This window comes from Bacillus cereus group sp. MG16, assembly GCF_040459875.1.
GTDB lineage: Bacteria > Bacillota > Bacilli > Bacillales > Bacillaceae_G > Bacillus_A > Bacillus_A paranthracis.
On the sequence record NZ_JARVHE010000001.1, the window covers coordinates 3,090,533 to 3,115,413 of the forward strand.

Sequence of the window (24,881 nt, forward strand, 5' to 3'; positions counted from 1 at the left end):
TTCAAAATGAAATCGTATATTAATGAGATGGAAATGCGTTTTTCTCTTGTAAGATGGCATTATGAGCAATTTTCATTTTAGCAAGTACATATCGTAAACGATCTTCAGCGTTTTCATCTTTATGTTGCTGTAATTCCGCCAAATTCTCTACCGCACTCGCTAAATTTTCAATCACTCCTCGCAGTTCAGGATGATGATTAAAAAAAGATTCTTGCACTAACACTTTCCTTACTTCACTCGCTAAATCAACAATTCTGTTCAACTGTTCTTTTCCTTCCATTTTCATCCCTCCTGAATATCTTATGTATTAAATATTCTATAGACAAAGAAAAAAGCCCTTTAAATGAAAAGGACTTTTACATTTTTATATTTCCAGTCAATAACATATAAAGAGATGTAACAGCTGCTACAACAATTGCCCACATTACATATCTCTCTATACGAGTAAAACAACGATTTCCTTTTTCTTTTCTTGCGTACACATAAACAATGATCCCAATTCCGTATACGATTGAGACGAGCAATAAATTCTTCAAACCAGCTGCATAAATAAGCCATACAGAGTAAAGTGAAGCAATTAAAGCTAGCGAACCATTTTTCACTTTTGCATCTTTTAGTTCATTTGTAATCACTAATTTGAATTGGAATAACGCTGATAATAAATATGGTACTAAAATTGATGTTGACGCTATGAAATACATAATTTGATATGTTGACTCTGAAAACAGAACGATTATAAATATAACTTGGGCAACGCCATTTGAGATCCATAATGCCATATGCGGCGTTTGTTTTTTATTTGTTTTCGTAAAGACTTTCGGAAACACACCATCTTTTCCTGCTACATGGGAAATTTCAGAAACAAGTAAAAACCAACCTATTAATGTACCTACAAGTGAAGCAACTAACCCGATGTTAATCGCTACTGCGCCCCACGTCCCAACAACATGTTCTAATACATGTCCCATTGACGGCGTTTCTAAAACAGAAAGCTCTCCTCTTGTCATCGCTCCCATTGACAAGACAGAAATTAAAATATAAATAGACATTACTAAAATAAGTCCTAATACTGTCGCTTTACCGACGTCTCGACTATTTTTCGCTCTTCCAGATAATACTACCGCTCCTTCAACCCCGATGAAAACCCAAAGAGTTACAAGCATTGTATTCTTCACTTGACCAAGTATAGAGGAAACTGAAATAGTTCCTTCTCCCCAAAAATCATGTGTAAATGTATCCCAGCGAAACGCTGTTACCATTACAACAATAAATAATACGATTGGTACCAATTTCCCTATTGTTGCAATCACATTCATAATAGATGCTTCACGAATGCCAAATAAAATTAGAAAATGAAGTGTCCATAATAAAAGTGATGCTCCTACGATAGACGCAACACTATTTCCACCTTTAAAAATGGGGAAGAAATAACCTAATGTACTAAACAGTAACATGATTGTTGCAACGTTTCCTAAAATTCCTGCTAACCAGTATCCCCAAGCGCTATTAAATCCGATATATTCACCGAAACCAGCACGTGCATAACTATAAATTCCGCCCTCAAGCTCTGGTTTTTTTCTTGCTAACGTTTGATATACTAGCGCGAGTGGAATCATTCCCATCGCTGTAATACACCAGCCAATTATGATAGAGCCGCTATTTGCTCCTACTGCTAAATCATGCGGTAAACTAAAAACACCGCCACCGACCATTGTTCCGACTACTAATGCAATTAATGGAAAAAACCCTAACTTCTTTTCTATTTGTACCACCCCATCTGTCATTCTAGGTGTTATGTTCGTTCAACTATTAAAGTCACCTTTTTCTCTAATAGACGCTTCTCTTATATTTTTTCAGGAAAACATTACTTATTCTAAAAGAAAATGAAGAAAAATGGAATACTTTTTTGAAAAAATGTATAAGTATGCACAAAAAAACCGTTCATTTTATAATGAACGGTCATTTCATACATATGAATTTGTATATTTTTTGTAAATTTAACGAAGTAAATTCTCTTTTTGTAAAAATTGTTTTGCGACTTCTTCACTACTTTTACCATTCACATTTACTTCATAATTCATTTTTCGCATTTCTTCATCTGTAATTTTTCCAGATAATTTATTTAATACTTTTTCAAGTTCAGGATATTTTTGTAATGTCTCTTTTCTTAATAACGGTGCACCTTGATATGGTGGGAATAACCCTTTATCATCTTTTAACACTTTAAGTCCGTACTGTTCCAATTCACTATCTGTTGAATATGCATCGATTACATTAACATCCCCTGATTGAATTGCACTGTAACGTAATTTCGGTTCCATCGTTTTCACATTTGAAAATTTATAGTTATATATTTTTTGCATTCCTTTATAACCGTCTTCACGATCAGCAAATTCTAATGTGAACCCTACTTTAGCATCCTGTGCAATATTTCCTAAATCAGAAATTGTACTTATATTCTTTTGATCTGCTATTTTTTTCGGCATAGCTAGTGCATATGTATTGTTATACTCCATTGGTTTCAACATAACCATACTATATTTCTTTTCCATTCCAACGCGAGCCTGCTCATATACTTCATCCCGATTTGTACTTTTTGGCTCTTCTTTCACTAATGTAGATAAAGCTGTTCCCGAAAACTCAGGGTATATATCTACTTCCCCTGATTTCAATGCTTCGAATACAAATGCTGTTTTTCCAAGACCTGGTTTTAATTGTACATGTAAATCGGTATCTTGTTCAATAAGCTGCTTATACATTTGAATTAAAATTTCAGGTTCTGATCCAAGTTTGCCCGCAATAACAATATCTTTCTTTTCTCTATTCCAAAGAAATGGAGAAGCAACCATTATACAAACAATACATATCGTCAATATAACACGCTTAGACGAACGTTTTGGACTCTCAAGTACCCGAAGTACTATATCAAAGAATAAAGCAAGTAACGCGGCTGGTACGGCCCCTAGAATGATAAGCGCATGATCATTCCGATCGATACCAAGCAATATGAGTTTACCAAGCCCACCAGCACCTATAAGAGCTGCTAATGTAGCCGTTCCAACAATTAATACCATTGCCGTACGAATACCGGCCATAATAATTGGTAACGCAAGAGGAAGCTCTACCTTCCACAGTCTTCTCCAGCTATTCATCCCCATAGCTTTCGCTGCTTCGATTAAAGATTCATCTAACTCCCGTATTCCTGTATATGTATTGCGTAAAATAGGTAATAGTGCATACACAACTAATGCAATAACGGCCGGGATTTTTCCGATTCCTACTAACGGAATTAATAGTCCGAGTAATGCAAGTGATGGCACCGTCTGCATTACTGCAGAAGTTCCTATTATAAATTCAGCCATTCGCTCTTTTCTCGTTAATAAAATGCCAAGCGGTACCGCAATAATTACTGCAAAAAATAATGAAATAAGCGATATTTGTAAATGCTCACTTAATGCAGTTAGTAATTCTATTTTTCGTTCTTGGAACGTTTGTATAAAATCAGTCACTGTTTAGCCTCTTTCCTTCATTTGTTCAACTATGTAATTGACAATATGACGACTTGTTAAAGCTCCAACATATTGACCATTTTCTTCAACTGGCACTGATTCTTCAGCTTGTAAGCGAATCAGTGCTTCTTGTAAAGGCGAATGCAAAGATAAAGCAATCCCTTTAACTCTTGTGCGATCGTCTAGCGGCATTACCTCTCCTATATTCATGCCCTCATACCAAGGTCGTCCACGATTTCCAATGAACTCCTCTACAAATTCATTTTTCGGGTTATGTATAATTCCTTCTGGTGTATCTAATTGAACAACTTTTCCTTCTTTCATAACGCAAATACGGTCTCCAAGCGATAACGCTTCTTGCATATCATGCGTTACAAATACAATTGTTTTTTGAATCTTTTTTTGCAATTGTACAATATCCTTCTGAAGCTGCTCCCTACTTAATGGATCTAACGCACTAAATGGTTCGTCCATAAGAACAATTTTCGGATTTGCGGCTAATGCCCGTACAACACCAACGCGCTGCTTTTGACCTCCTGACAATTCATCAGGCATGCGATCGCGATATACGTCTGGATCTAGCCCGACCATCTGTAGCAATTCATCGACACGGGCTTTTGTTTTTTCTTTGCTCCACTTTCTCATTTCAGGAACAACTGCAATATTTTCTGCAATTGTCATATGCGGGAACAAAGCGATTTGCTGCAACACGTATCCTATATCCCAGCGTAATTCGTTTATATTATATTGTTGAATATCTTTTCCATCGATTAAAATCGATCCTTCAGTCGTTTCAATTAAACGATTAATCATTTTCATTGTCGTTGTTTTCCCGCAACCACTCGGACCAATAAGGACAAAAAACTCTCCCTTTTTAATTTCTAAATGCAATGAATCCACTGCTTTCGTGCCATCTTCATACGCTTTTGACACATGATTAAATTGAATCACAAATACAACTCCTTTATCGTTGTTTCCTTTATTTTGATGGAAGATGTAATTCATTTCAAATGATACGCTTTATTCTACAAAAAAAGAGCTCCTATTTGAGCTCTAACGGTCGAACAATATTGTTTTCATTATTGCAGCATATTCACGTACATACATTTTCCTCTTAGAACGCATTGGTGTTTCAGCAGCTAGCGCCTCCATCTTCATGCCTAAACGCTTTGCAATTATTTTCGTTCTATACAAATGATACGTATTACTTACAACTACCGCATGTTTCACATCATATAAATCCATACTAAACTTTACATTCTCATACGTATTTGTAGATTGATCTTCTATTAAAATACGACTCTTATCTATACCATTTACCATTAAATAGTTTCTCATACTATGAGCTTCCGGTATATCTTCATCTTCCCCTTGACCGCCTGAAACAATTACTTTCGCTTCAGGATGAGAAACTAAATATTCCAATGCTACATCCAAACGGTTTTGAAGAGATAAAGACGGTCTATCTCCAAATAACTTTGCACCTAATATAAGAACGTACGGAGAGTGATGGCTCAACTTTTCACGAGCAACTTTCTTCATTCGAAAGGTCATATAAAGGATGTATAGTGGTGGTAATAATAAGATTATAAGTAATATCCATTTGTTCATATATACGTTTGCACTCCCTTTCTTTTTAATTATATAGAAAAAGATAGGAAGGCAGAAGTATTTTTTATCCCGCTTTAATGGGCAGTAAGACCCCTACCTCAAAATTCAGCGAAAGCAAAAAAGTTAAGTGGGGATCGGGCTGCCCATTAAAGCCCGATTGGTGAGGGCTGATAATCAGTGGGATGGAAAAAAAACCTACTGATTATTAGTTTCACTTTATATGATTGATTTATTAGAAACGTTCGTTCTTACTTTACGCTGTGAAAGTACATAATAGATAGCGATTCCTAATGAAAAGATCAATATGCAGCTTAATACGTAAAAAGGAAGCATTACCCCGGCTTTAGATACACCCGCTGTAAACAACATTAATAATACAATGCGTATTCCTGTACCAATTAAGCGAAATAAGCTATCTACACGTCCCATTATTTCATTTGGGATTTCCTCCATCATCAATACATTTCTCGCCACTCTTGTCCCCGCATTTCCAATCGCATGAAAAATCGCTAGTCCATATAAAAATAATACGGATGGTTCAATAATCATTACGGTAATTGAAATTACATAAATGCACATCGTCATAACAATTGAAACTTCTGTTTTGACATATTTCATTATGAGTGGAATACAGATTCCTGCAACAACCGCTCCAACACCATACATCATCCCCTCTATTGCGTATACAGAGGCATTAGCTTTAAGTATATCCGAAATATAAACTGGTATTAAATAATTTGCCATCATGACCCCTATAAACGGCATATAAGTGGCAAGTAAGAACCAAAAGAGCTTAGGACGGTTTTTCATAAAGTGAATTCCTTCGAACAATTGCTTCTTAAATGTTATTTTCTTTTTAATCTCTTTTTTCTTGACATACGGTATACATAAAAATAGCAATAATGCTCCTGCAAAAGTTAACATATCTACTAACAATATCCACTTCAAAGACACAACTTCAATTAGGAAGCTCGCGGCTGCTCCTGAAATAACTTGTGTTAACTGTCCTTGTATTTCCATCGTTCCACTTAAACTTTTATAATGTTCTGCTTGAAAAATTTCTTGGTTGAACGCAAAAATTGTAGGATAAAATAATAGATAGTAAAAAGAGCCTGCTATATAAATAAGAATATAATGAATAGAATGATAGGATTGCCCAGCAAATCCCCATATAACCATTATTCCGATTACGGCTATCCCAATACCTTCATTGCATAATAATAAAGATTTTCTTGAAAAACGATCAATACTTTGCCCGATAAACGGAGTTAACAAAAACATAATCAGTGTTGAGATGATGGAAACATAACCAAACGTTGTCTCTCCTCCACTCTCTTTAATTAACAACCATGGAATCGTTATCATTACAATACCGGAACCAATAGCTGATAGACTATTGGCCCCTAGAATGAAATACAAGCGTGAATCTTTATAAAGAGATGACATATCACTCAACCCCTAGTTGCTTTTTCACCTCTTTATATACGCTCATATATGCTTTCAATTCTTTAACTACATCATGAATTAATGGTTTTGCATCTTCCCCAAGTTCACCATCTTGCACATGTAATCCATCAAGAACAACTTGTTTTGGAATTGCATTTGCATAAACACCTCTAGCGACCGTTCGCATGCTGTTTAATGCATTTATTCCACCTTTACCGCCACCAGCAACCGCTAACAACGCAACTGGTTTATGAATAAATTCATTACTACTTAAGTAATCTAAAGAGTTTTTCAGCGCACCGCTCATCGCATTATGATATTCTGGTGTACATAATACAACCCCATCCGCAGCTTTCACTAACGTTTTTAATTTTTTCACTGCCTCTAAATCACGTTGTGACTCTTCTCCATTGTATAAAGGTAACTCCTCAATTGCTAAATCATATAATTCCCCTTCAAATTGATCCGCAATATATTTTGCCACCACGCGAGTTCTACCAAATTTTCTTGGTGTACCGTTAATAACAACTAGTTTCATGATTATTTCTCCCCTTTGTTTTCAATTTCTACTTATATATTATCAGAAATTTCTATACAAAACACAATATAAAGAGTTAACTTGTTTCATAAAATAGTATGATAAACAAAAAAGAACTCATACTTTCGTATGAGTTTCGTACAATTACTTTGTTTCATCTCTCATGCTCAATGTACCTAAACTTTCATTTGCTTTAAAATGGTTATATGCTTTTTCCGCTAATCTTTTCCGTTCTTCTGGTAACTCTATATATTTCATTACGTTTTCAATTATTTTTTCATACGGAGTAAATACAATACCCGGCCAATCTATTTCGTCCTCCGGGTTGCTATTTTCCGAAATAATAAATTTCTTATTTGCCACTGCATAAGAAACTCGAGGAGTTTCAAGAATACCAGATAAGTAAAAGTGGATATTTAATATAATTTTAGACCTAGCAATTAACTCATTTCTAACAATTCCCCATGCATTATTTTTAAAAACAATATTTAAATTCGGGGCAACGACTTTTAATTGATCCAATATAGCTTGCCGTCTTGGGTTAAGAGCACCTATAAACAGTATATCAATGTCTTCAATTAATTCTTCATCAAATGCATCTTTTTTTATTTCTAAAGTTGGTGCATAGTTCATGCCTACATGTTTTATTTCTTTTCCTACTCCTCTTTGTTTTAACCATTCTATATTTTGTTTACTATAATCCCAAATTTCCTTATCTTTTAATAACATTAAATAAAGAGGATGCGTATAAGGGCTTCCTTCATATAGCTGTTCTAAATTATAAATAATTGCATTTTTCGGAAGGAGATGTGGGCTATGTGCATATGTATGAGCTCCAAAAACAATTGTATTCCCCACATTTTCGAGTATTGTTTCTGATATGATTGCTGTATTTCCCTCTTGCTCCAATCGCCATTTCAAAGCTCGCGCAACATCTATAAAACTACCATACGTCTTTGGGCATATAAACAAACAATAATCATATTCTTTATTCAAATAAGCTTCCATTAGCCTTAAATTATTCTTATATAAATCTACATCCGGATATTTCAGTAAAAGATCCTTTGCATGTTTTTTTGCTACTTTATATAGTCCAGCATAATAAGCAGCAATGCACCTTCTTAATTCAATTCTTTGCTGATGTTCATCTGATACGTCCATGTTTAACAGAAGATTTGCGATACAATACGCTTTTAAATGATCACGATCATAATAATAATCTAGTAGTGGCAACAATTCTTCATACGTATTTCCATGCACAGATTCTCCTAGTTCTAGCGCCCATCGTATTAATTCCATTATTACTCCACTACTCCTTTAACCGAAATTGTATTTAATAAAATTTCGCATTACTTTCTACCATATTTGCTATATGCAACGGTAACTCATCTTTTTTCGATTCCAAAAATTTTTGTGACACTGCACCTAAATGCTTTTTATGTGGTATATAAAAAGCATTTATAGAAATTTCATAGTCAAATAAGTAATCATACACATGATAATCTACAAATAGAAGATCATTTTTCGGAAAAGGAATTTCCTTCCCTTGCAGGGCATACATCAAAGCAATATTATTTTGAGATTTTAATCGATACATTCTTGCAAGTTGATATAATGGCTCAGCCCTAGTTGGTCTATATTCCCACGCTTTTTGAAAATAAAGAACAGCTAATGCTGTATATTGCTCTTCTTGTTTCTTAGCATTTTCTTTTTCATCCACTTCTGTTACTTCAAGTTGTTTATTTGCTGAACGAGTTGCTAATTGTTCATAACAAAATCCTATTCGTAATAACGAATAAAATACCTCTTCAACCCATCCCCCTGCTTCCACTCGTTTTTTATACCACTTAATCGAATCTTCAAATTGACTTAAATGAAAATACGTTTGGGCTAAATAAAATAAATATCTTATATGCAAATCTGGCGTAGTTTCTGGATCACTCAGCCCTTGTAACAACAGCCTCTCATCTCTTTCAAATTTATCCGCTTTACTCCCACCATCACCAGGGTCATTAACGACAAGCGTCTCCAGTCTAGCTACTCTCGTATTGTAATTCTCTCCAACTTTGGAACGATCTATATCCCAATACTCATGAGTAACACCGACTGATTTCCATGGTAAAGACGCTTTTAAAAGCCGTGTAAGCCAATACTTAATATGAATATCATATTGTAATGTAAGATAATGGTCTTCCGTTAAGCTCGTTTTATCGAAATTCGGATCAACCTCTAAAATCATATCCGCATCTAATATTAATAAATAATCTGCTTCTGGGTATGTTTTTTGCGCTAACGAAACAGCTAAGCTTCTGTTATAACCAAAGTTTTTAAACGGCTCATGATGAACCGTCCCAGGTATCTCATTTTCCTTACACCAATTTTCAATAATTTCAGGCGTATGATCAGTTGATCCAGTATCACAAATAGAAACAAAATCTACAATTGATTTCGTAGCATTTAAACATCTTTCCATAATTCTAGACTCGTTTTTAACAATCATACAAAGACATAACTTTTTTTCTTCCCCTACATTCTTCACTTGCTCATTTCCCATTTAACCACCTCATATTTTTTTAACACGCTCTCTCCATATGTAACATCATTTCTTAGCTACACTGATGACATAATCATTCTTTTACTATTTATGAAAACTTCATTTTATTTATTCTTATTTTTATGTTGGGACATATTTCATGCAGCGCTTTATACTTAATACAACCAATACAAAAAACATAATGCGGGAATCCGTACATTTCAAAGTCTAAGAGGAGGTTATATTTTGTTGGATTACATTTGGCTAGATGACAAATCACCAATTTTTGATACAAACGGATTATTAGAAGTAGATAATACTACTCCATTAGATATTTGGGACATTAGCAATAATGAGTTAATTATTACTAGCGAAGACAATGAGTATGCGTTTATGAGTATATTCGATTCCTTTACAACCTTATTATTAGCTAAAGAAGAAAATATAGAATATATTGTTCAATCAATGAACGTTGAAGCTGTCATTTATGACAAAAAAACGATGATTGATTGGTATTTTTAAATTAGTAATTTCTTAAACTATAAAAAAAGAAACTTGCGCTTATGCACAAGTTTCTTTTCAAAAATCATCCTCTATTTTTTCACAACTTCATGCCCACCGAACTGATTACGAAGGGCTGAAACTACTTTTCCATGGAATGTATCATCTTCCTGAGAACGGTAACGCATAAATTATGACATTGCGATTACTGGTGCTGCAGCTTGCAGTTCAAGTGCAGTTTCAACAGTCCATTTTCCTTCTCCTGAAGAGTTCATTTCACCTTTAATACCATCAAGTTTAGGATCTTCTGCAAATGCTTTTTCAGTTAAGCCCATTAACCAACCACAGGTAACTGATCCGTTCGGTAAAGTTACATAATATCCGTTTCGAAACAAACTCTTTTTCTAGTTTTTGAGTAACTTGTTCTTTAGCTTAATAGGTATGTGGTTTGTTGTACAAACTCAATATTTTTAGTAAGATTTCGTAAGGTGTTAGGGGACAAAAAGTTTTAAATTTCGTGAGCAAATTGTAGTAATAGATTAGATCAAAAAACGCCATCCTTTCCTATGATTCTATAGAAAGAATAGCGTTTTTTTCATTTTAGGTAGAATTTTATTTTGTTAACTTGATGATACTGTGCTTCTATCCCACATCGTCTCTAATTTGAAAACATTTATTCCATTTAATAATCCTTTAATGAAAATAACCTAACTGACATATTCAAACAACTCTATTGACACTTAACACTACACTTCATTAAGGTACATTATTCTAAATTTATTGATGTAGTTGAGATGGACTCACTTTTTGAATTTGAACAAGTATATCAAACGCTTTACCTAATGATATATCAACTGTTTTTGGTATATCAGGCCCTTCGGTAGTTACTCCAGCGAAAATTGGATGTTGTTCGTTTAACCAAGTTTTTGTCACGCCGTTTGCCTTACGTAAATCAATAAAAAATTGATCTTTTTTAACTTGTCCAAAGATGTAGTTATAACTGTTTGGATCATCCGATTTTAATATTCCATATGGGCCAAATTCACCATTGCTATTCTTGACATTGTATTGTCCTTCATAAACTGATGTTCCAATAGATACGTACCGTTTTCCGTAATACTCTGCTAAATACTGCCCAGCTACTTTAGGGTATACAAAAGGAAGCATATTTGTTTTCGAAACGTGGCCATTATGCCCCCATACAATAGTTTTTCCTAAATGTTCTTCAGTCCACTTTGCATTTTCATACATTGCGATATCATGTTTCAAATATAAATCAGATGGTTTATCAGGAGGTGACGTTAACATTGTAGTAAACTGTTCAATAATACGAGCATTTTGTTTTATCCATGCGAACTCTTTAGATTTCCCATTTAAATAACTTTTATTTTCCTCTAATAAAGCACTAATTTGTTTAGCATCTGAAATATACTTTTCTTTTTCTTCTTTCGTAAGGCTTTCAAAAGTATTCATATCCTTTGTTACAGGAATAAGACCTTTTATCTTCTCTTCTATCCTCGGCACAAGTTTTGAATTGGTTCTTTTAATATATTCTATTATATTATTATAAACATTCTCGTTTACTGATTGAATGTCCATCCCGATGATACGCACTTTAGATTTATGTTTTGGATTAGCATTATATTGCCGAATCCAATCAAGTAAATCTAACATTTCTTTCGTCTTAAATACAGGTGATAGATGCTGGCTTGGATTACCCTTACCAGTAAGAACATATCGATCAAGTTCTAAAGCTCTGTCCCACCCCTCTTCTAAAACTAGGTTGGTAAAACCCTTTTCAGATACTAAATAATTTACAATACGGTTTTTCATCGTAAAAACTTCATGAGCCCCATGCGTAGCTTCACCTAAACCTACAATTGAAGCTGAACCCACCATATTCTTAAATGGTTTTAAATCATTAAAAGGTGTATTTGGATTTGTTGTTTTTAAAGGCTTCGCGTGCATTTCTAACCATTCCGCTATTTGATTTTTATTGTAGGGAGCTGTAACAGAAACTCCTGTTTTAGAGTCTGCATAAGTACTTCCTACAAAATTAGTCAGTATTATAGCAGAAACACCAAGTGCAGTAATCATTTTCTTTTTCATAAAACCCTCCTGAAATATTTACTTAAAACGATAGCGTTCTTTTATACTTAATTACGAGTATTAAATTTTTTTAGAGCAAGTTGTTTTTTGCACCAAAATGATATATTTTAAACTATAAACCTATGACAAAACTTATCCATTTCGCCTTTTTGCCTACTTCCTAAATTCAGCAAGTAAAATACTTTTAAAAGGATCAGGATTACTAAAGTTAAAGCTGTTCAAATTGACGGCCAATGTATGCTTGCCTCCAAGTGTTCCACCAACAAAAGTGGAAAACCCTAGAACGCTACCTCTGTGTCCCCATACCGAGACACCGTTCGGAAGCTTAAATTCAACGATTCCAAGACCATACCCCGCTCCTTCTCTATCTGTAGGAACTGTAGTAAGCATTTGTTTTAGTTGCTGTTCCTTCAGTAATTTACCACTAAGTAAGTATGAGAAGAATTTATTTAAATCGTCAGCAGTAGAAATCATATCCCCATCCGAGCTACCTGGGTTAATATACGTAACGTCTTTTAGCTCACTTGCTCCATCTAGTTGGATATAACCACGGGCATGCTTGGTGCCTGGAATCACGCTTGAATTACCAGGTAGGAATGTATTTGACAAATCAAGAGGTTCAATAATCCGATTTTCAACTTCTTCCGCATAGCTGTTGCCAGTTACTTTTTCAATAAGGATCCCCAGTAATACGTATCCTGTGTTTGAATAAGACCAACCCTTTCCCGGGGCAAAGTCTGGGGGAAGGGAAATCCCCATCTTTACAAATTCTTCAGCCGTATACGATTTTTTTGTATCCATAATATCGAAGTCTTTTGAATTCATATATTCAGCAATACCACTTGTATGATTCAATATTTGCCGGATCGTAATCTGGTTACCATCATATCCGTTTCCTTGAATGACACCAGGCAACCATTTTTCAATGGAGTCGTCTAGATTCAAACGGTTCTCTCCAGATAATTGAAGTAGAACTGTTGCAATGAACGTTTTCGTTACACTGCCAATGCGAAAGCGAAAATCTGCTTTCATTGGTTTCTTGGTTGTCAGATCCGCTATCCCAGCGGTATAACTCCAAGTTTTACCACCCTTAGAAATGTTAGCGAGTATTCCCGGGTATCCAAGTTGCAGTGCATCCCGTATTGCTTTCTTAACGGGAGCACGATCGCTTTGCGTACTTGTTTGTAACGAACTTGATACATTTTGCGACGGTTCTGCTTTTACAATTGAGGCTGGTGTTATGTATAACAGGGAACTCCCAGCTATTAATAGCGCTAGACTTCCACATATAATTTTACTGCGTGTTTTCATAAAGCATTCCTCTCCTCTATTTAAATTGTATTGCTGGTTGATAGTTATGTCATATGCTAATCACACAGCTATCAACCCTCCCAATGATAAAAGTCAATACTGAATTTGCAATCATCTATAGATCAATCATTTCTATAAGCAACGCTCTGACCGAATAAATAATTAATCCCTCTTCTTCAGATATCTGTTAACTTCTATAATTTCTTCTTTTCTTCCATAGCGTTTTATTAATTAATTTGTTTTTATATAAATAGATAGTAACTACTCCCCCTCCCGTTCTTCTCTATATTTTGATCATACACATTGAAAATCTCTTTTTTCTTACTTCTTCCTTACAAATTCCTTACGTTCCAAACCACTTCTATATTTCGGTGGTTTTTGTTTTAAGAAAATTTAGTTCTATTAACTTGGTAACATTGGAATAACACCAAATGCCAATCAATTGAAGTAAAGCAAATGCTTCAAAAATGGAAATATTGGGCATTTCTCTTGATGGACATAGAAATCCGGTCCTCAATATAGAGATTTCCTTATGTAAATATATTCCGTATTATAATTATAAAATCTAATTAATTTCTTGTTTTTCTGAAAAATATAAAAATATCCCAGAATTTATTGTATAATGTTGTAAAAAGATGTCGGAGGGATTTAATGTTACATAAAATATCTCAATTCACAATTAAGCTTTCATCAATTCTTTTATCACTCTTATTATTATTAAATTTACCTTATTTATTTATCACTCAAAATGGATTTACCTTTCAACCAATTCTTTTTTTTAATCAGATTGTTACTATGTTAAAAGATGTTTTCTCCCCTGAATCATTAGTAGTGATAGGATCAGATCCGAAATTTGGTAGTTTCAAAAAAATACCCTTATTCCCAACTGTTTTAGAACCTTACCTATATTCATTTACTGTATTATTTTTAGCCTTTTTACTTGCGCTCTTTCTATCATCCAGCATGGCATTTTTTTATTTTTTAGCAAAAGATTATATAAAAAAATGGATAAACCGAATTGTGTTCATATTAGAAGCTGTCCCTGATATGATGATGATGATTTGTTTGCAAATATTTTTCATATGGGTACTTAGGAAATTCGGGGAAGCTCCTTTCACCATTATTTCTTTTAATGAAAATCGAGCTTATTTACTCCCAATTGTATCTTTAGCAGTCTTACCTACATTACAAATGTTTCGAATGATGGTGTTATACATAAAAGAAGAACATGGAAAAGATTATGTAGAGGTTGCCTATGGAAAAGGCCTTTCATCAAGTTATATACTATGCATTCATTTATTCAAAAATATATCTATCCACTTCTTCCACCATTTAAAAACGATTTTTGTTTTCTTACTTTCTAATTTATTCATTTTAGAATTTGTTTTTAATATGGAAGGCATTATTCAATTCTTATTTAATAAGGCGTTTATTTCACCTCCAGCTGCATTTATCATACTGGTTATGATTATTTTACCGTTTTATACTATTTTTCAAATAATCTCATTCATGATGAATAGATGGCAAAAGCACTTGAAAGGAGTAGCATTATGAAATCTATTTGGAAATCAAAACGCTTTTTAATCGGCTTTACCTATTTATTTATACTTATTTCAGCTAGTTTTATTTATAGTTGGTTCTTTAAAGATAACATCCCAAAACCTCCTCAGTTACTTTACAATGACAATAACGAATTACTTGGAAAGGCCCCCTTTCCGCCATCGTTAATTCCGCCTTTTGGATCTGATCGTTTTGGAGAGTCTGTTTTCTTTCAAATTATAGAAGGAGCAAAATTTACTATTCTATTAGCCGTGGCAATTAGCTTCTTTCGAATTTTATGCGGAACATGTATAGGAATCCTCTTAAGTTTATTTGCTCCAAAACTCAAGAGATTTTTCCAGGGATGCTCAGAAGTTTTTTACTATATTCCAACTCTATTTATCGCATTCATACTTATTACGCCCGTTAATATTGTAATCACATCAAATGCTGATGGGTTAGATCCAAATATTTCATTTACGTTTTATCAAGTACTCGTACTTATTTTCGTCGCTCTGCCTACACTTTCTTTATATATATCCTCAGAGGTTGATGAATTTATGAAACGAGATTACATTTTAAGTGCACAATTATTAGGTGCTAGCCGTTTTCATATTATGAAAAAACACTTACGAGTCTTATTACTTGACCGCTTATTTGTATTATTTATGGAACATATCGTCCAAACACTCATACTCGTTATCCATTTAGCGTTGCTTAACATTGTAATTGGCGGGATACAAATGCGTGAACTATATGACGGAGTGCTCAAACCTGTTTCTCTATCTAATGATTGGGCAGGTCTTATTGGCTTAAATCGTAATGAAATGAATCTTTCATGGTGGATTATTTTTTATACTCTCGCTTCTTTCTTTATTACGATTCTATTTATTAAGCTTATGACACTCGGGATTCAAGATGCACTGAAAGCAAGAGATTCGCAAACTGTAGCAATTCAAACCGTTCCTGATCATAAAAAATTTGTTAAACATAAAGATTCTTTTTCTTTTGCAAATAAAGTGAACCTTTAATCCTGTCTCATTAATCAAGTATGGATTGGCATTGATATTAGTAGAATATAAAAAAGATGATCCCTATTGCATACAGGGATCATCTTTTTATGCAGTCTAACTTTTTTACATGTACTTTGTGAGACTCATATTTTTTATATTTAATGTGAATTATTTGCAATCACAATTATGCTGTTTAAAATCGATTACCATACGTCCTTGAATTCGACCTTGTTCCATTTCTTCGAATACATTTTGTACTTTATCTAGAGAACAAGTTTGAACAACAGGCACTACTTTTCCTTCTGCACCGAACATAAATGCCTCTTCTAGATCCTTACGAGTACCGACTAGAGAGCCAACCACTTCAATTCCATCTAGTACAAGTCGCGGAATGTTTAAATCCATCGTTTCTACTGGTAAACCTACTGCAACGACTTTACCACAAGCACGTACTGCATCAACTGCAGAGTTGAATGCTACTTTTGAAACAGCTGTTACTACAGCAGCATAAGCACCACCAAACTCATCTTGAACAATCTTATCAGCAGGACCTTGAGAAATTGGATTGATTGTCATATCAGCTCCAACCTCTTTTGCTAAGGCTAATTTATCGTCATTAATATCTACTGCAATTACCTTTGCACCAAATACATTTTTAGCATATTGAATAGCTAGGTTACCTAATCCACCACAACCATAGATGACGATAGGTTGGCCAGGTTTAATATTGGATACTTTTATAGCTTTATATGTAGTTACACCCGCACATGTGATTGATGATGCTTGAGCTGGATCTAATCCTTCTGGTACTTTCACCGCATAATCAGCTGTCACAATACATTGTTCAGCCATACCACCATCTACTGAATAACCAGCATTCTTAACTTCACGGCAAAATGTTTCCCTACCTGTTACGCAATATTCACAACGTCCACAAGATTGGAACATCCATGCAATACTTACACGGTCCCCCACCTTTAGTGAAGTAACATCATCAGCGATTTTCGTCACAATACCTATACCCTCATGACCAAGAATACGACCATCTGTGTTTCCAAAATCATGATTTGCAACGTGTAAATCAGTATGACAAACTCCACAATACTCTACATCTACTAGCGCTTCACCTGAGTGTAACGGACGTAATTCTTTTTCAATAATTTCAATGTTTGCTTTACTATTTTTATTAACTACTACTGCTTTCATATGTGATCTCCCCTTTAGTGTTTTAGAATTTTTCATGAGTTCATCTCACAACTTCTGTCTTCACTAGTTTGGCTAATCATTGTGCCAAGTTTAATTGTTCAATCATCATTACATGTTCATCATAACATGACACTTCAAAAACAAATTGTGAAATTATGAACAATGTTTGAATTGTTGTATAAATCTTTTTATATTTTTTAAATGAGAGTCATCACTGGCTATAAGTAAGTCACATATTTCTACAAGAAAATAAATAAACAAACTATTCACTAATAAAAAAGGGGCTGTCTCATAAATCTCTTTCGAAGTAAGATCACATGAAATTGAAAAGGCAGAAACGTTATAAAATCAACATTTCTGCCTTTCACTTTTTATACGATTTTGGCTAAAAAGCACCTTTGGGGACAGCCTCTTTTTTATATTCGTTTCATCGAAATTGTTTCACGGATACTTTGTAGATTTTGCATCGGTGTATGGACAATTTCACGAGCTAATGTAATCTTTAAATCTTGGAATCCTTGCAAACCGAGGTGTTTACATAAGCGAAATATCGTAGCCTCAGAACTATTCGTAACTTCTGCTAACTCAGTAATAGATCTATGTACAACATCTTGTGGATGTTTTAAAATATGTTCAGCAATACTTCGCAATTCCGGTGATAAACCGTTTAACGAAGCTTGAATCTTTCCAATCCCACTTCTTGTACCAGGCATAGCATATCTTCACCTTCCATCGTAGCTTTATCCCGTAAAAAAACAATTGGTGTGGGCTAATAATCAGTGGGGATAGGCCCTCCACGGATTAAAATTTCATTTTATTGTACCTAATTATTGAAAGAAGAAAAACCTTTATTAGACTTAACTATAACATTTTAATTGCTCCTATGTATTCTGTCATACTATACGAAACATTTATTCATACTTATTATTTTCCCCATGTTTCACTGCATACAATGCAGCTTGCGTACGATCATCTACTTCTAATTTAGCTAAAATATTTGAAACATGTGTTTTTACAGTTTGTTCTGTAATATGAAGCACTGCTGCAATTTCTTTATTACTTCGCCCTTTCGCAATTTCACGAAGTACTTCTTGTTCTCTTTTCGTTAACATAGAAAAAGGGTTTTCTTTTTCTTTCTTGACTACTGATCGTCCTAATAGTGCTGGTGTTACCTTCGGATGAAAATTCGTATTTCCTTCATGTACTGCAATAATAGAAGCTACAAGTTGCTCAGGTTGTACTTCTTTTAATTGATAACCATCTGCTCCGGCTTCAAGTGCTGGTAAAACATAATCTTGCTCTGAAAAACTGCTTAATATTAGTATCTTTATCGTTTCATCATATTGTTTTATTTGTTTTGTTGCTTCGATGCCATCCATCTTCGGCATTGATAGATCCATTAATACTACATCTGGCCTTTTTGTTTGGACGAATGTTAACGCATCTTCTCCATTTTCTGCTTCCCCAACAATTTCAAATTCTTCTCTCGTTTTCAAAAAGAATACAAGTCCTCTTCGAACGATATGATGATCCTCAACTAGTAGTAATTTAATTTTCAACCTTCTTCTCCCCTTCAAACTGGCAATTGAATTTCAATTTTCGTACCCTTTTTCAGCTCCGTTTTTATTTGAAATGATCCCCTCATTAACTGAATACGTTCCTTCATACTTTTTAAACCGAGTGCTGACTCTCTTACTTGCTCTTGTATAAATCCTATTCCGTTATCCTCTATGTAAAAATACAACTGGTTATCTTCTATTTTTAAAAGAACATGTACCTTTTCACATGAAGCATGTTTTTTACAATTATGTATCGCTTCTTGACTAATACGCCATAAAACTTCTTCTATTTCATCACCAATTGAAACCATTCCATCAATTCGAACTTCCACGTGAATCCCTAACAACTTTCCGTAATTTTTAATTGCTTCAGCTAACCCTTTCTCTAATCCTTCCGGTCTTAATTGCCAAATCAAAAGTGTCATCTCTTGTAATGCTTCTTGTGATAATTCTCCAATATAGCTCAACATCTCTTGCAAGTCTCTATCTTGCGTCATATTTAGAGTACCTTTTGCGGTTAACATGATAGAAAATAACAATTGTTTTACTGAATCATGTAAATCACGTGCAAGTCGATTTCGTTCAGCTACTACTACATATTTACGTTCTTTTTCCACTAGCTGAATACGTTGGATTGTCGTCCCTATTTGAAATGCAATTGATTCTAATAATGCTAATTCTTCCTCTGAAAAATGTGTTTTTTGAGGCGCGGCCACATTTAAGAGACCAAACTTCTCCGACCCAGACCTTAATGGAATTGTCGCATGGTGCGTAACATCTTCAGTATCTCCCCAATTACATTCAATCGCATCTTCTATCCGCTTACATTCAATAATATTCGTCGCTTTTTCTAATCTTCCATTTACAAAACGCTCTACACACCAGCAATCTCCTTCACACATCGGCTTCTTCTCTTGCCACGTAAGAGCTGGCGGTAAGTTTTGATCTACAAGCATACGGTGTTTTCCACTTTCATCAATAAAAAAGATCCAGCCTGTTTGTAAATTCATAACTTGTAACAAAGTATGTAACACTTTTTCTAACATGTCTTGTAAATTTGTTGCTTCATTTAATAATTCAGCAATTGCTTTTAATGCCTCTAAACGATGCATCTCTTTTTCTTCAAAGTTCATTTTCATCACCATCTACCATTATAACATTAAGAAATTTCTAAATTCTACAAATTAAAAAGAACTGAATTCCTTCAGCTCTTTTTTATATCAATCATTTTATTATTATTTTTCTATCCAATGCTGAAAGCAGCATTTCCGTTACCAAACTATTCTACTTTAGCTGTCCGATAAAGATTGTCCACCTTGGCTATGCTGTAAACTTTCAGTAGTAACAACCATATTTGCTGCTGGCATTTGCACTTGATTCTTATGGAACATAGACATTAATTCAAATCTTACTTGTCTAGAAGTTTCAAAATAATCTTCCGGTTTTATTAAACCTGTAATACAAAATTCATATCCAACGTATTTCAGATTCGGATTTAAATCTGTAACACCTACATATTTAAAAGGTTCAACAGCTTCATCCTCTACTTTATAAAGACTTGGGGTCAACTTTTCATTACAATTCACACAAACTTCCTCTAACAATTCCTTAACTCTTGTCGGATCTTCCTGATAACTTACCGTAATTCGTTCAATTACGCGCATCCAGCCTTTATTAAAATTTTGTATCGTTCTAATCTCTCCGTGTGGTATGGTAAGGAGTTTTCCTGACCATTCACGAATTTGCATAAAACGAATACTAATTTCCTCAATCGTTCCTGAGTTTGTTCCGTTAAAAGTAACAAAATCGCCAACACGAAACTCTTTGTCCGCTAATCTCGCAAAGCCTAATATAACATCTTTCAGCATCTGTTGTGCAGCAAAACCGATAACAACCCCCGCTATCCCTGCACCTGCAATGATACTTTTTATATCTACAAATTGGCTAATTAAATATATGATTAGACTAATGATAATGATATATCTAAAAATAGATCGAATCACACTTTGAATCGTTTGCTCTACCTCTTCATCAAAAAAGCTTGATTTCCTAAAAAACCAATCAATAATGCGGTTTATGACAAATGAAATAATGATTAGAACGAAAGCAAATAGTAAAAATCTTAAAAGTAAAAACTCTCTTACATAATTAAAAAATTCTTCAGTATACGTTAATAAACTCATCTAACCACTTCCTTACTAATTAAAAAATTCATAATCGTCTCAGTTTATTCTAGGAAAATCTATTATCTTCTCTAAAACGTCGCTACCCTTACTATGTATTTTGACTTTATTACTAATTCACTTTAAACAGTATGTTTAGATGTTCTTTTCCTTTCCCTTTAAATATACCCTTTTTAATAACCTAAGGGGAGCTAATCGTGAAATTTTTTAAGCGTTAAAACTTTATTCTACTCATTACGATTTCAACTAATTTATTCATTAACTAGATAAAAAAAGAGCTGAATTTATCAGCTCTTTTATTCGATATTAATTGTTGTTTTACTGTTTTTTTCTTCTTTCAATTTTGGCAATTCAATTGTCAGTACGCCATCTTTATAATTTGCTTTAACATTTTCTTCCTCAACTCGTTGAAAATTAAAGCGTCGAGTTACAGAACCTATAGAACGTTCTTTACGAATATATATGCCATTCTCATTTTTTTCTTCTACTTCATTATGATTAGTTGCTTGAATCGTTAATACATCTTGTTCAAATTCAACTTGAATGTTTTCTTTTTGAAAACCCGGTAAATCTGCTTTTACTGTATATTTATCAGACTGTTCATGAACATCTACTTTAAAAGTATCCATGTTCATCGGTTTAAAGAAAGCATCTGTCATCCCTTCTAATAAAGAAGGCCCAAAATCAAAAATACCATTTTGACGTTTGGTTATCTCTGGAAATAAATTACGCATATTTTTTCCTCCTTATTATTTATGAATGAAAGATTATCTCTTTCTGCCTTTATTATAACACTTGGTCAAAAAAGGTCAAAGATTTTGTTTGACCTTTTTTGATGTATATTTTACCAAATAAAACAAATAAGTTATATGACTTCTCTCCCTCTTATAAGGAGGAAAATATTCACATAAAAACGAATAGTATATTTGCTCTTATTTTTTCTTACGGAGGTTACATACAATGGGGTATATTGAAGAACTTAGAAAAGTTGTCGGATCAAGACCACTCAATCTAGCAGGAGTTGCTGTAGCTGTTTTCAATGAACAAGGACAAATATTACTTCAACAAAGGCGAAATGGTATTTGGGGTGTTCCTGGTGGATTCGTTGAACTTGGTGAATCAACAGAAGAAGCTGGGAGACGAGAAGTGTTCGAAGAAACAGGGATTGAAATAGGAACCTTACAGTTAATAAGCGTATTTTCTGGAAAAGAATTTTTTGTAAAATTACCCAACGGGGATGAGTTTTATCCTATAACAATCGCATATCTTTGCAAAGACATTAAAGGCGGCTTGCTAAAAGCTGATGGGATCGAATCATTAAGTGTACAATTTTTTGATTTTGATAAGCTACCAGAAAATATTAGCCCATTTATAAAAAAATTAATTGAGCAAAAACTCGTCTCAATTTAAACGCAAAAAGAGACCTTTTTTAAAGGCCTCTTTTTTCACTTCACTTCTGCGTTTAAGCAAGATTTAAAATGTCCAAGTGCAAATTCATGCCCTTGCGCATTAAAAGATGCAACCGCCTTTTCATAAACTACAATTTTAAACCCTTTATTATAAGCATCTACTGCTGTATGAAGAACACAAATATCAGTACATACCCCTACAAGGTGAACCTCTTCAATTCCTCTTTCTCTTAACTTCATCTCTAAGTCTGTTCCTGCAAATGCACTATATCGCGTTTTATCCATGTAATATACATTCTCATCATCTTTATATGTTTCATATACGCCTTGTAATTCACCAAACAAATTTCTTCCATTTGTACCTGCTATATTATGAGGCGGGAATAATTTTGATTCAGGATGATATACATCATTCTCTTCATGTTTATCAATAGCAAAGACAACGTAATCTCCATTTTCGATATATCGCTTCGTTATATGTACAAGTTCTTTCTCAATTTCTTGACCGGGTTTTCCGCAAGTTAAAGCACCTTTTTCCGCTACAAAATCATATGTATAATCAATATTTATAAGAGCTCGTTTCATTACTATCTCTCCTTCTCCTGTTTCACAGTAAACAATAGAAAATTTGTTATTACGACATCGTATGTACTATTCGACATTTCAAATGAAATACCTACATTTTTCTTCTGAAACTTACCTTATTCCGAGTTTATCATATAATAGCTAAACAATGGTAAAACAAATAGACCCTATCGATAAGTCATAAATTTGATAATGGAACGTAACTTGCATCATAAACCAAATTACTGACATCATCATATTAATCAAGAAGATACAAATACACCAGTTCACCTCTTCAACCGCTTTTTCTGTCATAGTAGTAACAAGTGGTCTCTTCCTAATTTAATCATATTAGAAAACGAAACAAGTGATTCACTATTACAACCTCTAGTATAAACAAAAAAGTACACTACTTTTTGAGTAATGTACTTTTTATTCTTCTTATGACGCTGGTTTTGTTTCGAATGTTGCTTGATTAAAACTAATAACCTTTCCTTTCGGATCATTGTTTTCATACTGAACTGCCGTAATCGTATGACTACCTGTTTCAAGCGTCTTTTCTTTTAATTGTACTGTTGTCTGTGTTGTACTAGTTACTTGATATTTATCTGCAAACACTCGATCTACAAATACGAATGTTTCTTTATCATTTTGAAAATTAGAGAGCTCTAATTCAACGTGTTGAATTAAAGTATCCTTTTTAATGAATACAGCTGGTATATTACCATTCTCAGAAGTACCGTCTGGAGTAATAACTTTCACTTTTCCTTCTCCAATTGGCATTACGCCTTCAGGAAATACAACTATATTCTCATTACTTGCGTTTACGACTTGTTCTTCAGGCTTTGATTGTGTACCCTCTTTTTCCTTTGGAGCACCGCAACCAACTAATAACAATACAGACAATCCAGTGATTATGAATTTTTTCAAAATTCATCCCCCCTGTCATTTCATTATAATTTATTATACAAAAATAACTTTTAAATTTTAAGACTACTTTCAACACTTTCATGAACAACTAGAATCTTGCTCACGATTAATGTATCATACTTTCCTTAATAGAACATTAATTTTTTTTATGAAATAAATAGTAATTCCCTCTTATCTATCATTTTAGCCTAACGGATTAATTACATACCTATCCAAAATAAAAAGACATTGTTTCATTCAATGTCTTTTTATTTTCGGCTTTAAAAAACAAATGTTGTAATCTCATCCACTTCTTTTCTTGGAAGTTTCTTCGGCTTATCCTTCGGAAAACCGAGTGAAATAACCATATTTATTTGTTTTTCAGGCTCAATTTGTAAATATTGTCGTAGTTCATCTTGAGCTAACAATACCGGTCCTGTCATTGGGCATGTACCAAGCCCCTTCGCATGTGCAGCTAACATTAAGTTTTGTGCCGCTAAACAGCTGCTCTTAATTCCTTCTTCTTCCCAAACTGAATCTGGAACAAAAGCAATCGGATCAAATATTTTTTCACGAAACTTTGATTCATATGGCGTTGCCAAACATACGATTAATACTGGTGCCTCCGAGAAAGCTGTTGCATATGGTCCAAAAGAACGTGTAAGTAATTTCCCTGCTTTCTCTTCTCCGTTTTCTGCCGCTTTTGCCGCAATTTTATGTAATGCATCCCATGTCATTTGTTCAATTTCTTTAATTTTCTCTCGGTTCATAATGACCAAGAACTCCCAAGTTTGTGAGTTCGTATCACTCGGTGCATAACGAGCACAATCAATAATTTCTTTTATATCACTAGTGGATACTTCTTGTTCTGTGAACTTTCTAACACTTCGTCTACCGTGAATTACTTCTTTAAAATCTTCATAATTCATACATTAAATCCC

The 24,881-nt window shown here is 33.9% G+C and carries 22 protein-coding genes and 3 pseudogenes; 4 read left to right on the forward strand and 21 right to left on the reverse strand.

Annotated features, from left to right (window positions below):
- Nucleotides 1-19: 19 nt before the first annotated feature.
- The 9 genes from QCI73_RS15970 to QCI73_RS16010 form a co-directional block, all read right to left on the reverse strand.
- A complete protein-coding gene (locus QCI73_RS15970; protein ID WP_000398576.1) occupies nucleotides 20-280 on the reverse strand; it encodes a hypothetical protein in 261 nt (86 codons plus the stop codon).
- A 76-nt stretch (nucleotides 281-356) separates the two neighbouring features.
- A complete protein-coding gene (arcD, locus tag QCI73_RS15975) occupies nucleotides 357-1,784 on the reverse strand; it encodes an arginine-ornithine antiporter (protein WP_000129464.1) in 1,428 nt (475 codons plus the stop codon).
- A 213-nt stretch (nucleotides 1,785-1,997) separates the two neighbouring features.
- The gene (locus QCI73_RS15980) at nucleotides 1,998-3,509 is read right to left on the reverse strand and encodes an ABC transporter permease/substrate-binding protein (RefSeq protein WP_353823322.1); all 1,512 of its coding nucleotides are present in this window, start codon (nucleotides 3,507-3,509) and stop codon (nucleotides 1,998-2,000) included.
- Between the two features lie 3 nt (nucleotides 3,510-3,512).
- Nucleotides 3,513-4,460 (reverse strand): ABC transporter ATP-binding protein, encoded by a 948-nt coding sequence (locus tag QCI73_RS15985; protein WP_353823323.1) that lies wholly within the window; start codon nucleotides 4,458-4,460, stop codon nucleotides 3,513-3,515.
- A gap of 102 nt (nucleotides 4,461-4,562) precedes the next feature.
- Complete coding sequence (locus tag QCI73_RS15990; protein WP_353823324.1) at nucleotides 4,563-5,120, reverse strand: YdcF family protein; 558 nt, start codon at nucleotides 5,118-5,120, stop codon at nucleotides 4,563-4,565.
- Nucleotides 5,121-5,336: 216 nt separating this feature from the next.
- Nucleotides 5,337-6,566: an MFS transporter gene (locus QCI73_RS15995; RefSeq protein ID WP_353823325.1), complete on the reverse strand. Its 1,230-nt coding sequence runs from the start codon at nucleotides 6,564-6,566 to the stop codon at nucleotides 5,337-5,339.
- Nucleotide 6,567: 1 nt separating this feature from the next.
- The gene (locus tag QCI73_RS16000; protein WP_000780354.1) at nucleotides 6,568-7,104 is read right to left on the reverse strand and encodes an NADPH-dependent FMN reductase; all 537 of its coding nucleotides are present in this window, start codon (nucleotides 7,102-7,104) and stop codon (nucleotides 6,568-6,570) included.
- A 144-nt stretch (nucleotides 7,105-7,248) separates the two neighbouring features.
- Complete coding sequence (locus QCI73_RS16005; protein ID WP_353823326.1) at nucleotides 7,249-8,403, reverse strand: CgeB family protein; 1,155 nt, start codon at nucleotides 8,401-8,403, stop codon at nucleotides 7,249-7,251.
- 34 nt (nucleotides 8,404-8,437) lie between these two features.
- On the reverse strand, nucleotides 8,438-9,658 hold the full coding sequence (locus tag QCI73_RS16010) for a tetratricopeptide repeat-containing glycosyltransferase (protein ID WP_318581566.1): 1,221 nt from the start codon (nucleotides 9,656-9,658) through the stop codon (nucleotides 8,438-8,440).
- A 258-nt stretch (nucleotides 9,659-9,916) separates the two neighbouring features.
- Between QCI73_RS16010 and QCI73_RS16015 the strand changes: the two are divergent.
- Nucleotides 9,917-10,159, forward strand: a pseudogene (locus tag QCI73_RS16015) (DUF2711 family protein); the annotation flags it as partial.
- A 71-nt stretch (nucleotides 10,160-10,230) separates the two neighbouring features.
- Here the strand turns inward: QCI73_RS16015 and QCI73_RS16020 are convergent.
- The 3 genes and pseudogenes from QCI73_RS16020 to QCI73_RS16030 all read right to left on the reverse strand — a co-directional run.
- A pseudogene (locus tag QCI73_RS16020) lies at nucleotides 10,231-10,500 on the reverse strand (6-phosphogluconate dehydrogenase); the annotation flags it as partial.
- Between the two features lie 415 nt (nucleotides 10,501-10,915).
- Nucleotides 10,916-12,247 carry an erythromycin esterase family protein gene (locus QCI73_RS16025; protein ID WP_353823327.1) on the reverse strand — a complete coding sequence of 444 codons (1,332 nt, stop codon included), beginning with the start codon at nucleotides 12,245-12,247 and terminating at the stop codon, nucleotides 10,916-10,918.
- A 153-nt stretch (nucleotides 12,248-12,400) separates the two neighbouring features.
- Nucleotides 12,401-13,558, reverse strand: a complete 1,158-nt coding sequence (locus tag QCI73_RS16030; protein ID WP_327924613.1) for a serine hydrolase domain-containing protein — start codon at nucleotides 13,556-13,558, stop codon at nucleotides 12,401-12,403.
- A gap of 651 nt (nucleotides 13,559-14,209) precedes the next feature.
- Between QCI73_RS16030 and QCI73_RS16035 the strand changes: the two genes are divergently transcribed.
- Complete coding sequence (locus QCI73_RS16035) at nucleotides 14,210-15,112, forward strand: ABC transporter permease subunit (RefSeq protein WP_000902489.1); 903 nt, start codon at nucleotides 14,210-14,212, stop codon at nucleotides 15,110-15,112.
- Entirely contained in the window at nucleotides 15,109-16,128 is a 1,020-nt protein-coding gene (locus QCI73_RS16040; protein ID WP_046197509.1) for an ABC transporter permease, read from the forward strand. The genes QCI73_RS16035 and QCI73_RS16040 overlap by 4 nt, the downstream gene beginning before the upstream one ends.
- A 150-nt stretch (nucleotides 16,129-16,278) precedes the next feature.
- Here the strand turns inward: QCI73_RS16040 and adhP are convergent, their stop codons facing one another.
- The 6 genes and pseudogenes from adhP to QCI73_RS16070 form a co-directional block, all read right to left on the reverse strand.
- Complete coding sequence (gene adhP / locus QCI73_RS16045) at nucleotides 16,279-17,316, reverse strand: alcohol dehydrogenase AdhP (RefSeq protein WP_074607785.1); 1,038 nt, start codon at nucleotides 17,314-17,316, stop codon at nucleotides 16,279-16,281.
- A gap of 455 nt (nucleotides 17,317-17,771) precedes the next feature.
- Nucleotides 17,772-18,029, reverse strand: a pseudogene (locus QCI73_RS16050) (MurR/RpiR family transcriptional regulator); the annotation flags it as partial.
- 198 nt (nucleotides 18,030-18,227) lie between these two features.
- Nucleotides 18,228-18,875, reverse strand: a complete 648-nt coding sequence (locus tag QCI73_RS16055) for a response regulator (protein WP_061686189.1) — start codon at nucleotides 18,873-18,875, stop codon at nucleotides 18,228-18,230.
- A gap of 14 nt (nucleotides 18,876-18,889) precedes the next feature.
- On the reverse strand, nucleotides 18,890-20,008 hold the full coding sequence (gene casK / locus QCI73_RS16060) for a two-component system sensor histidine kinase CasK (protein ID WP_070805922.1): 1,119 nt from the start codon (nucleotides 20,006-20,008) through the stop codon (nucleotides 18,890-18,892).
- A gap of 156 nt (nucleotides 20,009-20,164) precedes the next feature.
- Nucleotides 20,165-21,058, reverse strand: coding sequence for a mechanosensitive ion channel family protein (locus QCI73_RS16065; protein WP_070805921.1), 894 nt, complete (start codon nucleotides 21,056-21,058; stop codon nucleotides 20,165-20,167).
- Nucleotides 21,059-21,354: 296 nt separating this feature from the next.
- On the reverse strand, nucleotides 21,355-21,792 hold the full coding sequence (locus tag QCI73_RS16070; protein ID WP_001245061.1) for an Hsp20/alpha crystallin family protein: 438 nt from the start codon (nucleotides 21,790-21,792) through the stop codon (nucleotides 21,355-21,357).
- A 226-nt stretch (nucleotides 21,793-22,018) separates the two neighbouring features.
- Between QCI73_RS16070 and QCI73_RS16075 the strand changes: the two genes are divergently transcribed.
- Entirely contained in the window at nucleotides 22,019-22,468 is a 450-nt protein-coding gene (locus QCI73_RS16075) for an NUDIX hydrolase (protein WP_074607792.1), read from the forward strand.
- Nucleotides 22,469-22,503: 35 nt separating this feature from the next.
- Here QCI73_RS16075 and QCI73_RS16080 read toward each other — a convergent pair whose 3' ends face one another.
- The 3 genes from QCI73_RS16080 to QCI73_RS16090 all read right to left on the reverse strand — a co-directional run bounded on the left by QCI73_RS16080 (nucleotide 22,504) and on the right by QCI73_RS16090 (nucleotide 24,869).
- Nucleotides 22,504-23,052, reverse strand: coding sequence for a cysteine hydrolase family protein (locus QCI73_RS16080; protein WP_098340337.1), 549 nt, complete (start codon nucleotides 23,050-23,052; stop codon nucleotides 22,504-22,506).
- A 420-nt stretch (nucleotides 23,053-23,472) separates the two neighbouring features.
- On the reverse strand, nucleotides 23,473-23,961 hold the full coding sequence (locus tag QCI73_RS16085) for a hypothetical protein (RefSeq protein ID WP_000713490.1): 489 nt from the start codon (nucleotides 23,959-23,961) through the stop codon (nucleotides 23,473-23,475).
- A gap of 260 nt (nucleotides 23,962-24,221) precedes the next feature.
- Nucleotides 24,222-24,869, reverse strand: coding sequence for a nitroreductase family protein (locus QCI73_RS16090; protein WP_353823328.1), 648 nt, complete (start codon nucleotides 24,867-24,869; stop codon nucleotides 24,222-24,224).
- Between the last annotated feature and the right edge of the window lie 12 nt (nucleotides 24,870-24,881).

What these genes read in the sequence shown, in the direction of transcription:
- QCI73_RS15970 (WP_000398576.1), bottom strand. Translation starts at nt 280, where the DNA reads ATGGAAGGAAAAGAACAGTTGAACAGAATTGTTGATTTAGCGAGTGAA.
- arcD (WP_000129464.1), bottom strand. Translation starts at nt 1,784, where the DNA reads ATGACAGATGGGGTGGTACAAATAGAAAAGAAGTTAGGGTTTTTTCCA.
- QCI73_RS15990 (WP_353823324.1), bottom strand. Translation starts at nt 5,120, where the DNA reads ATGAACAAATGGATATTACTTATAATCTTATTATTACCACCACTATAC.
- QCI73_RS15995 (WP_353823325.1), bottom strand. Translation starts at nt 6,566, where the DNA reads ATGTCATCTCTTTATAAAGATTCACGCTTGTATTTCATTCTAGGGGCC.
- QCI73_RS16000 (WP_000780354.1), bottom strand. Translation starts at nt 7,104, where the DNA reads ATGAAACTAGTTGTTATTAACGGTACACCAAGAAAATTTGGTAGAACT.
- QCI73_RS16005 (WP_353823326.1), bottom strand. Translation starts at nt 8,403, where the DNA reads ATGGAATTAATACGATGGGCGCTAGAACTAGGAGAATCTGTGCATGGA.
- QCI73_RS16010 (WP_318581566.1), bottom strand. Translation starts at nt 9,658, where the DNA reads ATGGGAAATGAGCAAGTGAAGAATGTAGGGGAAGAAAAAAAGTTATGT.
- QCI73_RS16025 (WP_353823327.1), bottom strand. Translation starts at nt 12,247, where the DNA reads ATGAAAAAGAAAATGATTACTGCACTTGGTGTTTCTGCTATAATACTG.
- QCI73_RS16030 (WP_327924613.1), bottom strand. Translation starts at nt 13,558, where the DNA reads ATGAAAACACGCAGTAAAATTATATGTGGAAGTCTAGCGCTATTAATA.
- QCI73_RS16035 (WP_000902489.1), top strand. Translation starts at nt 14,210, where the DNA reads ATGTTACATAAAATATCTCAATTCACAATTAAGCTTTCATCAATTCTT.
- QCI73_RS16040 (WP_046197509.1), top strand. Translation starts at nt 15,109, where the DNA reads ATGAAATCTATTTGGAAATCAAAACGCTTTTTAATCGGCTTTACCTAT.
- adhP (WP_074607785.1), bottom strand. Translation starts at nt 17,316, where the DNA reads ATGAAAGCAGTAGTAGTTAATAAAAATAGTAAAGCAAACATTGAAATT.
- casK (WP_070805922.1), bottom strand. Translation starts at nt 20,008, where the DNA reads ATGAACTTTGAAGAAAAAGAGATGCATCGTTTAGAGGCATTAAAAGCA.
- QCI73_RS16065 (WP_070805921.1), bottom strand. Translation starts at nt 21,058, where the DNA reads ATGAGTTTATTAACGTATACTGAAGAATTTTTTAATTATGTAAGAGAG.
- QCI73_RS16070 (WP_001245061.1), bottom strand. Translation starts at nt 21,792, where the DNA reads ATGCGTAATTTATTTCCAGAGATAACCAAACGTCAAAATGGTATTTTT.
- QCI73_RS16075 (WP_074607792.1), top strand. Translation starts at nt 22,019, where the DNA reads ATGGGGTATATTGAAGAACTTAGAAAAGTTGTCGGATCAAGACCACTC.
- QCI73_RS16080 (WP_098340337.1), bottom strand. Translation starts at nt 23,052, where the DNA reads ATGAAACGAGCTCTTATAAATATTGATTATACATATGATTTTGTAGCG.
- QCI73_RS16090 (WP_353823328.1), bottom strand. Translation starts at nt 24,869, where the DNA reads ATGAATTATGAAGATTTTAAAGAAGTAATTCACGGTAGACGAAGTGTT.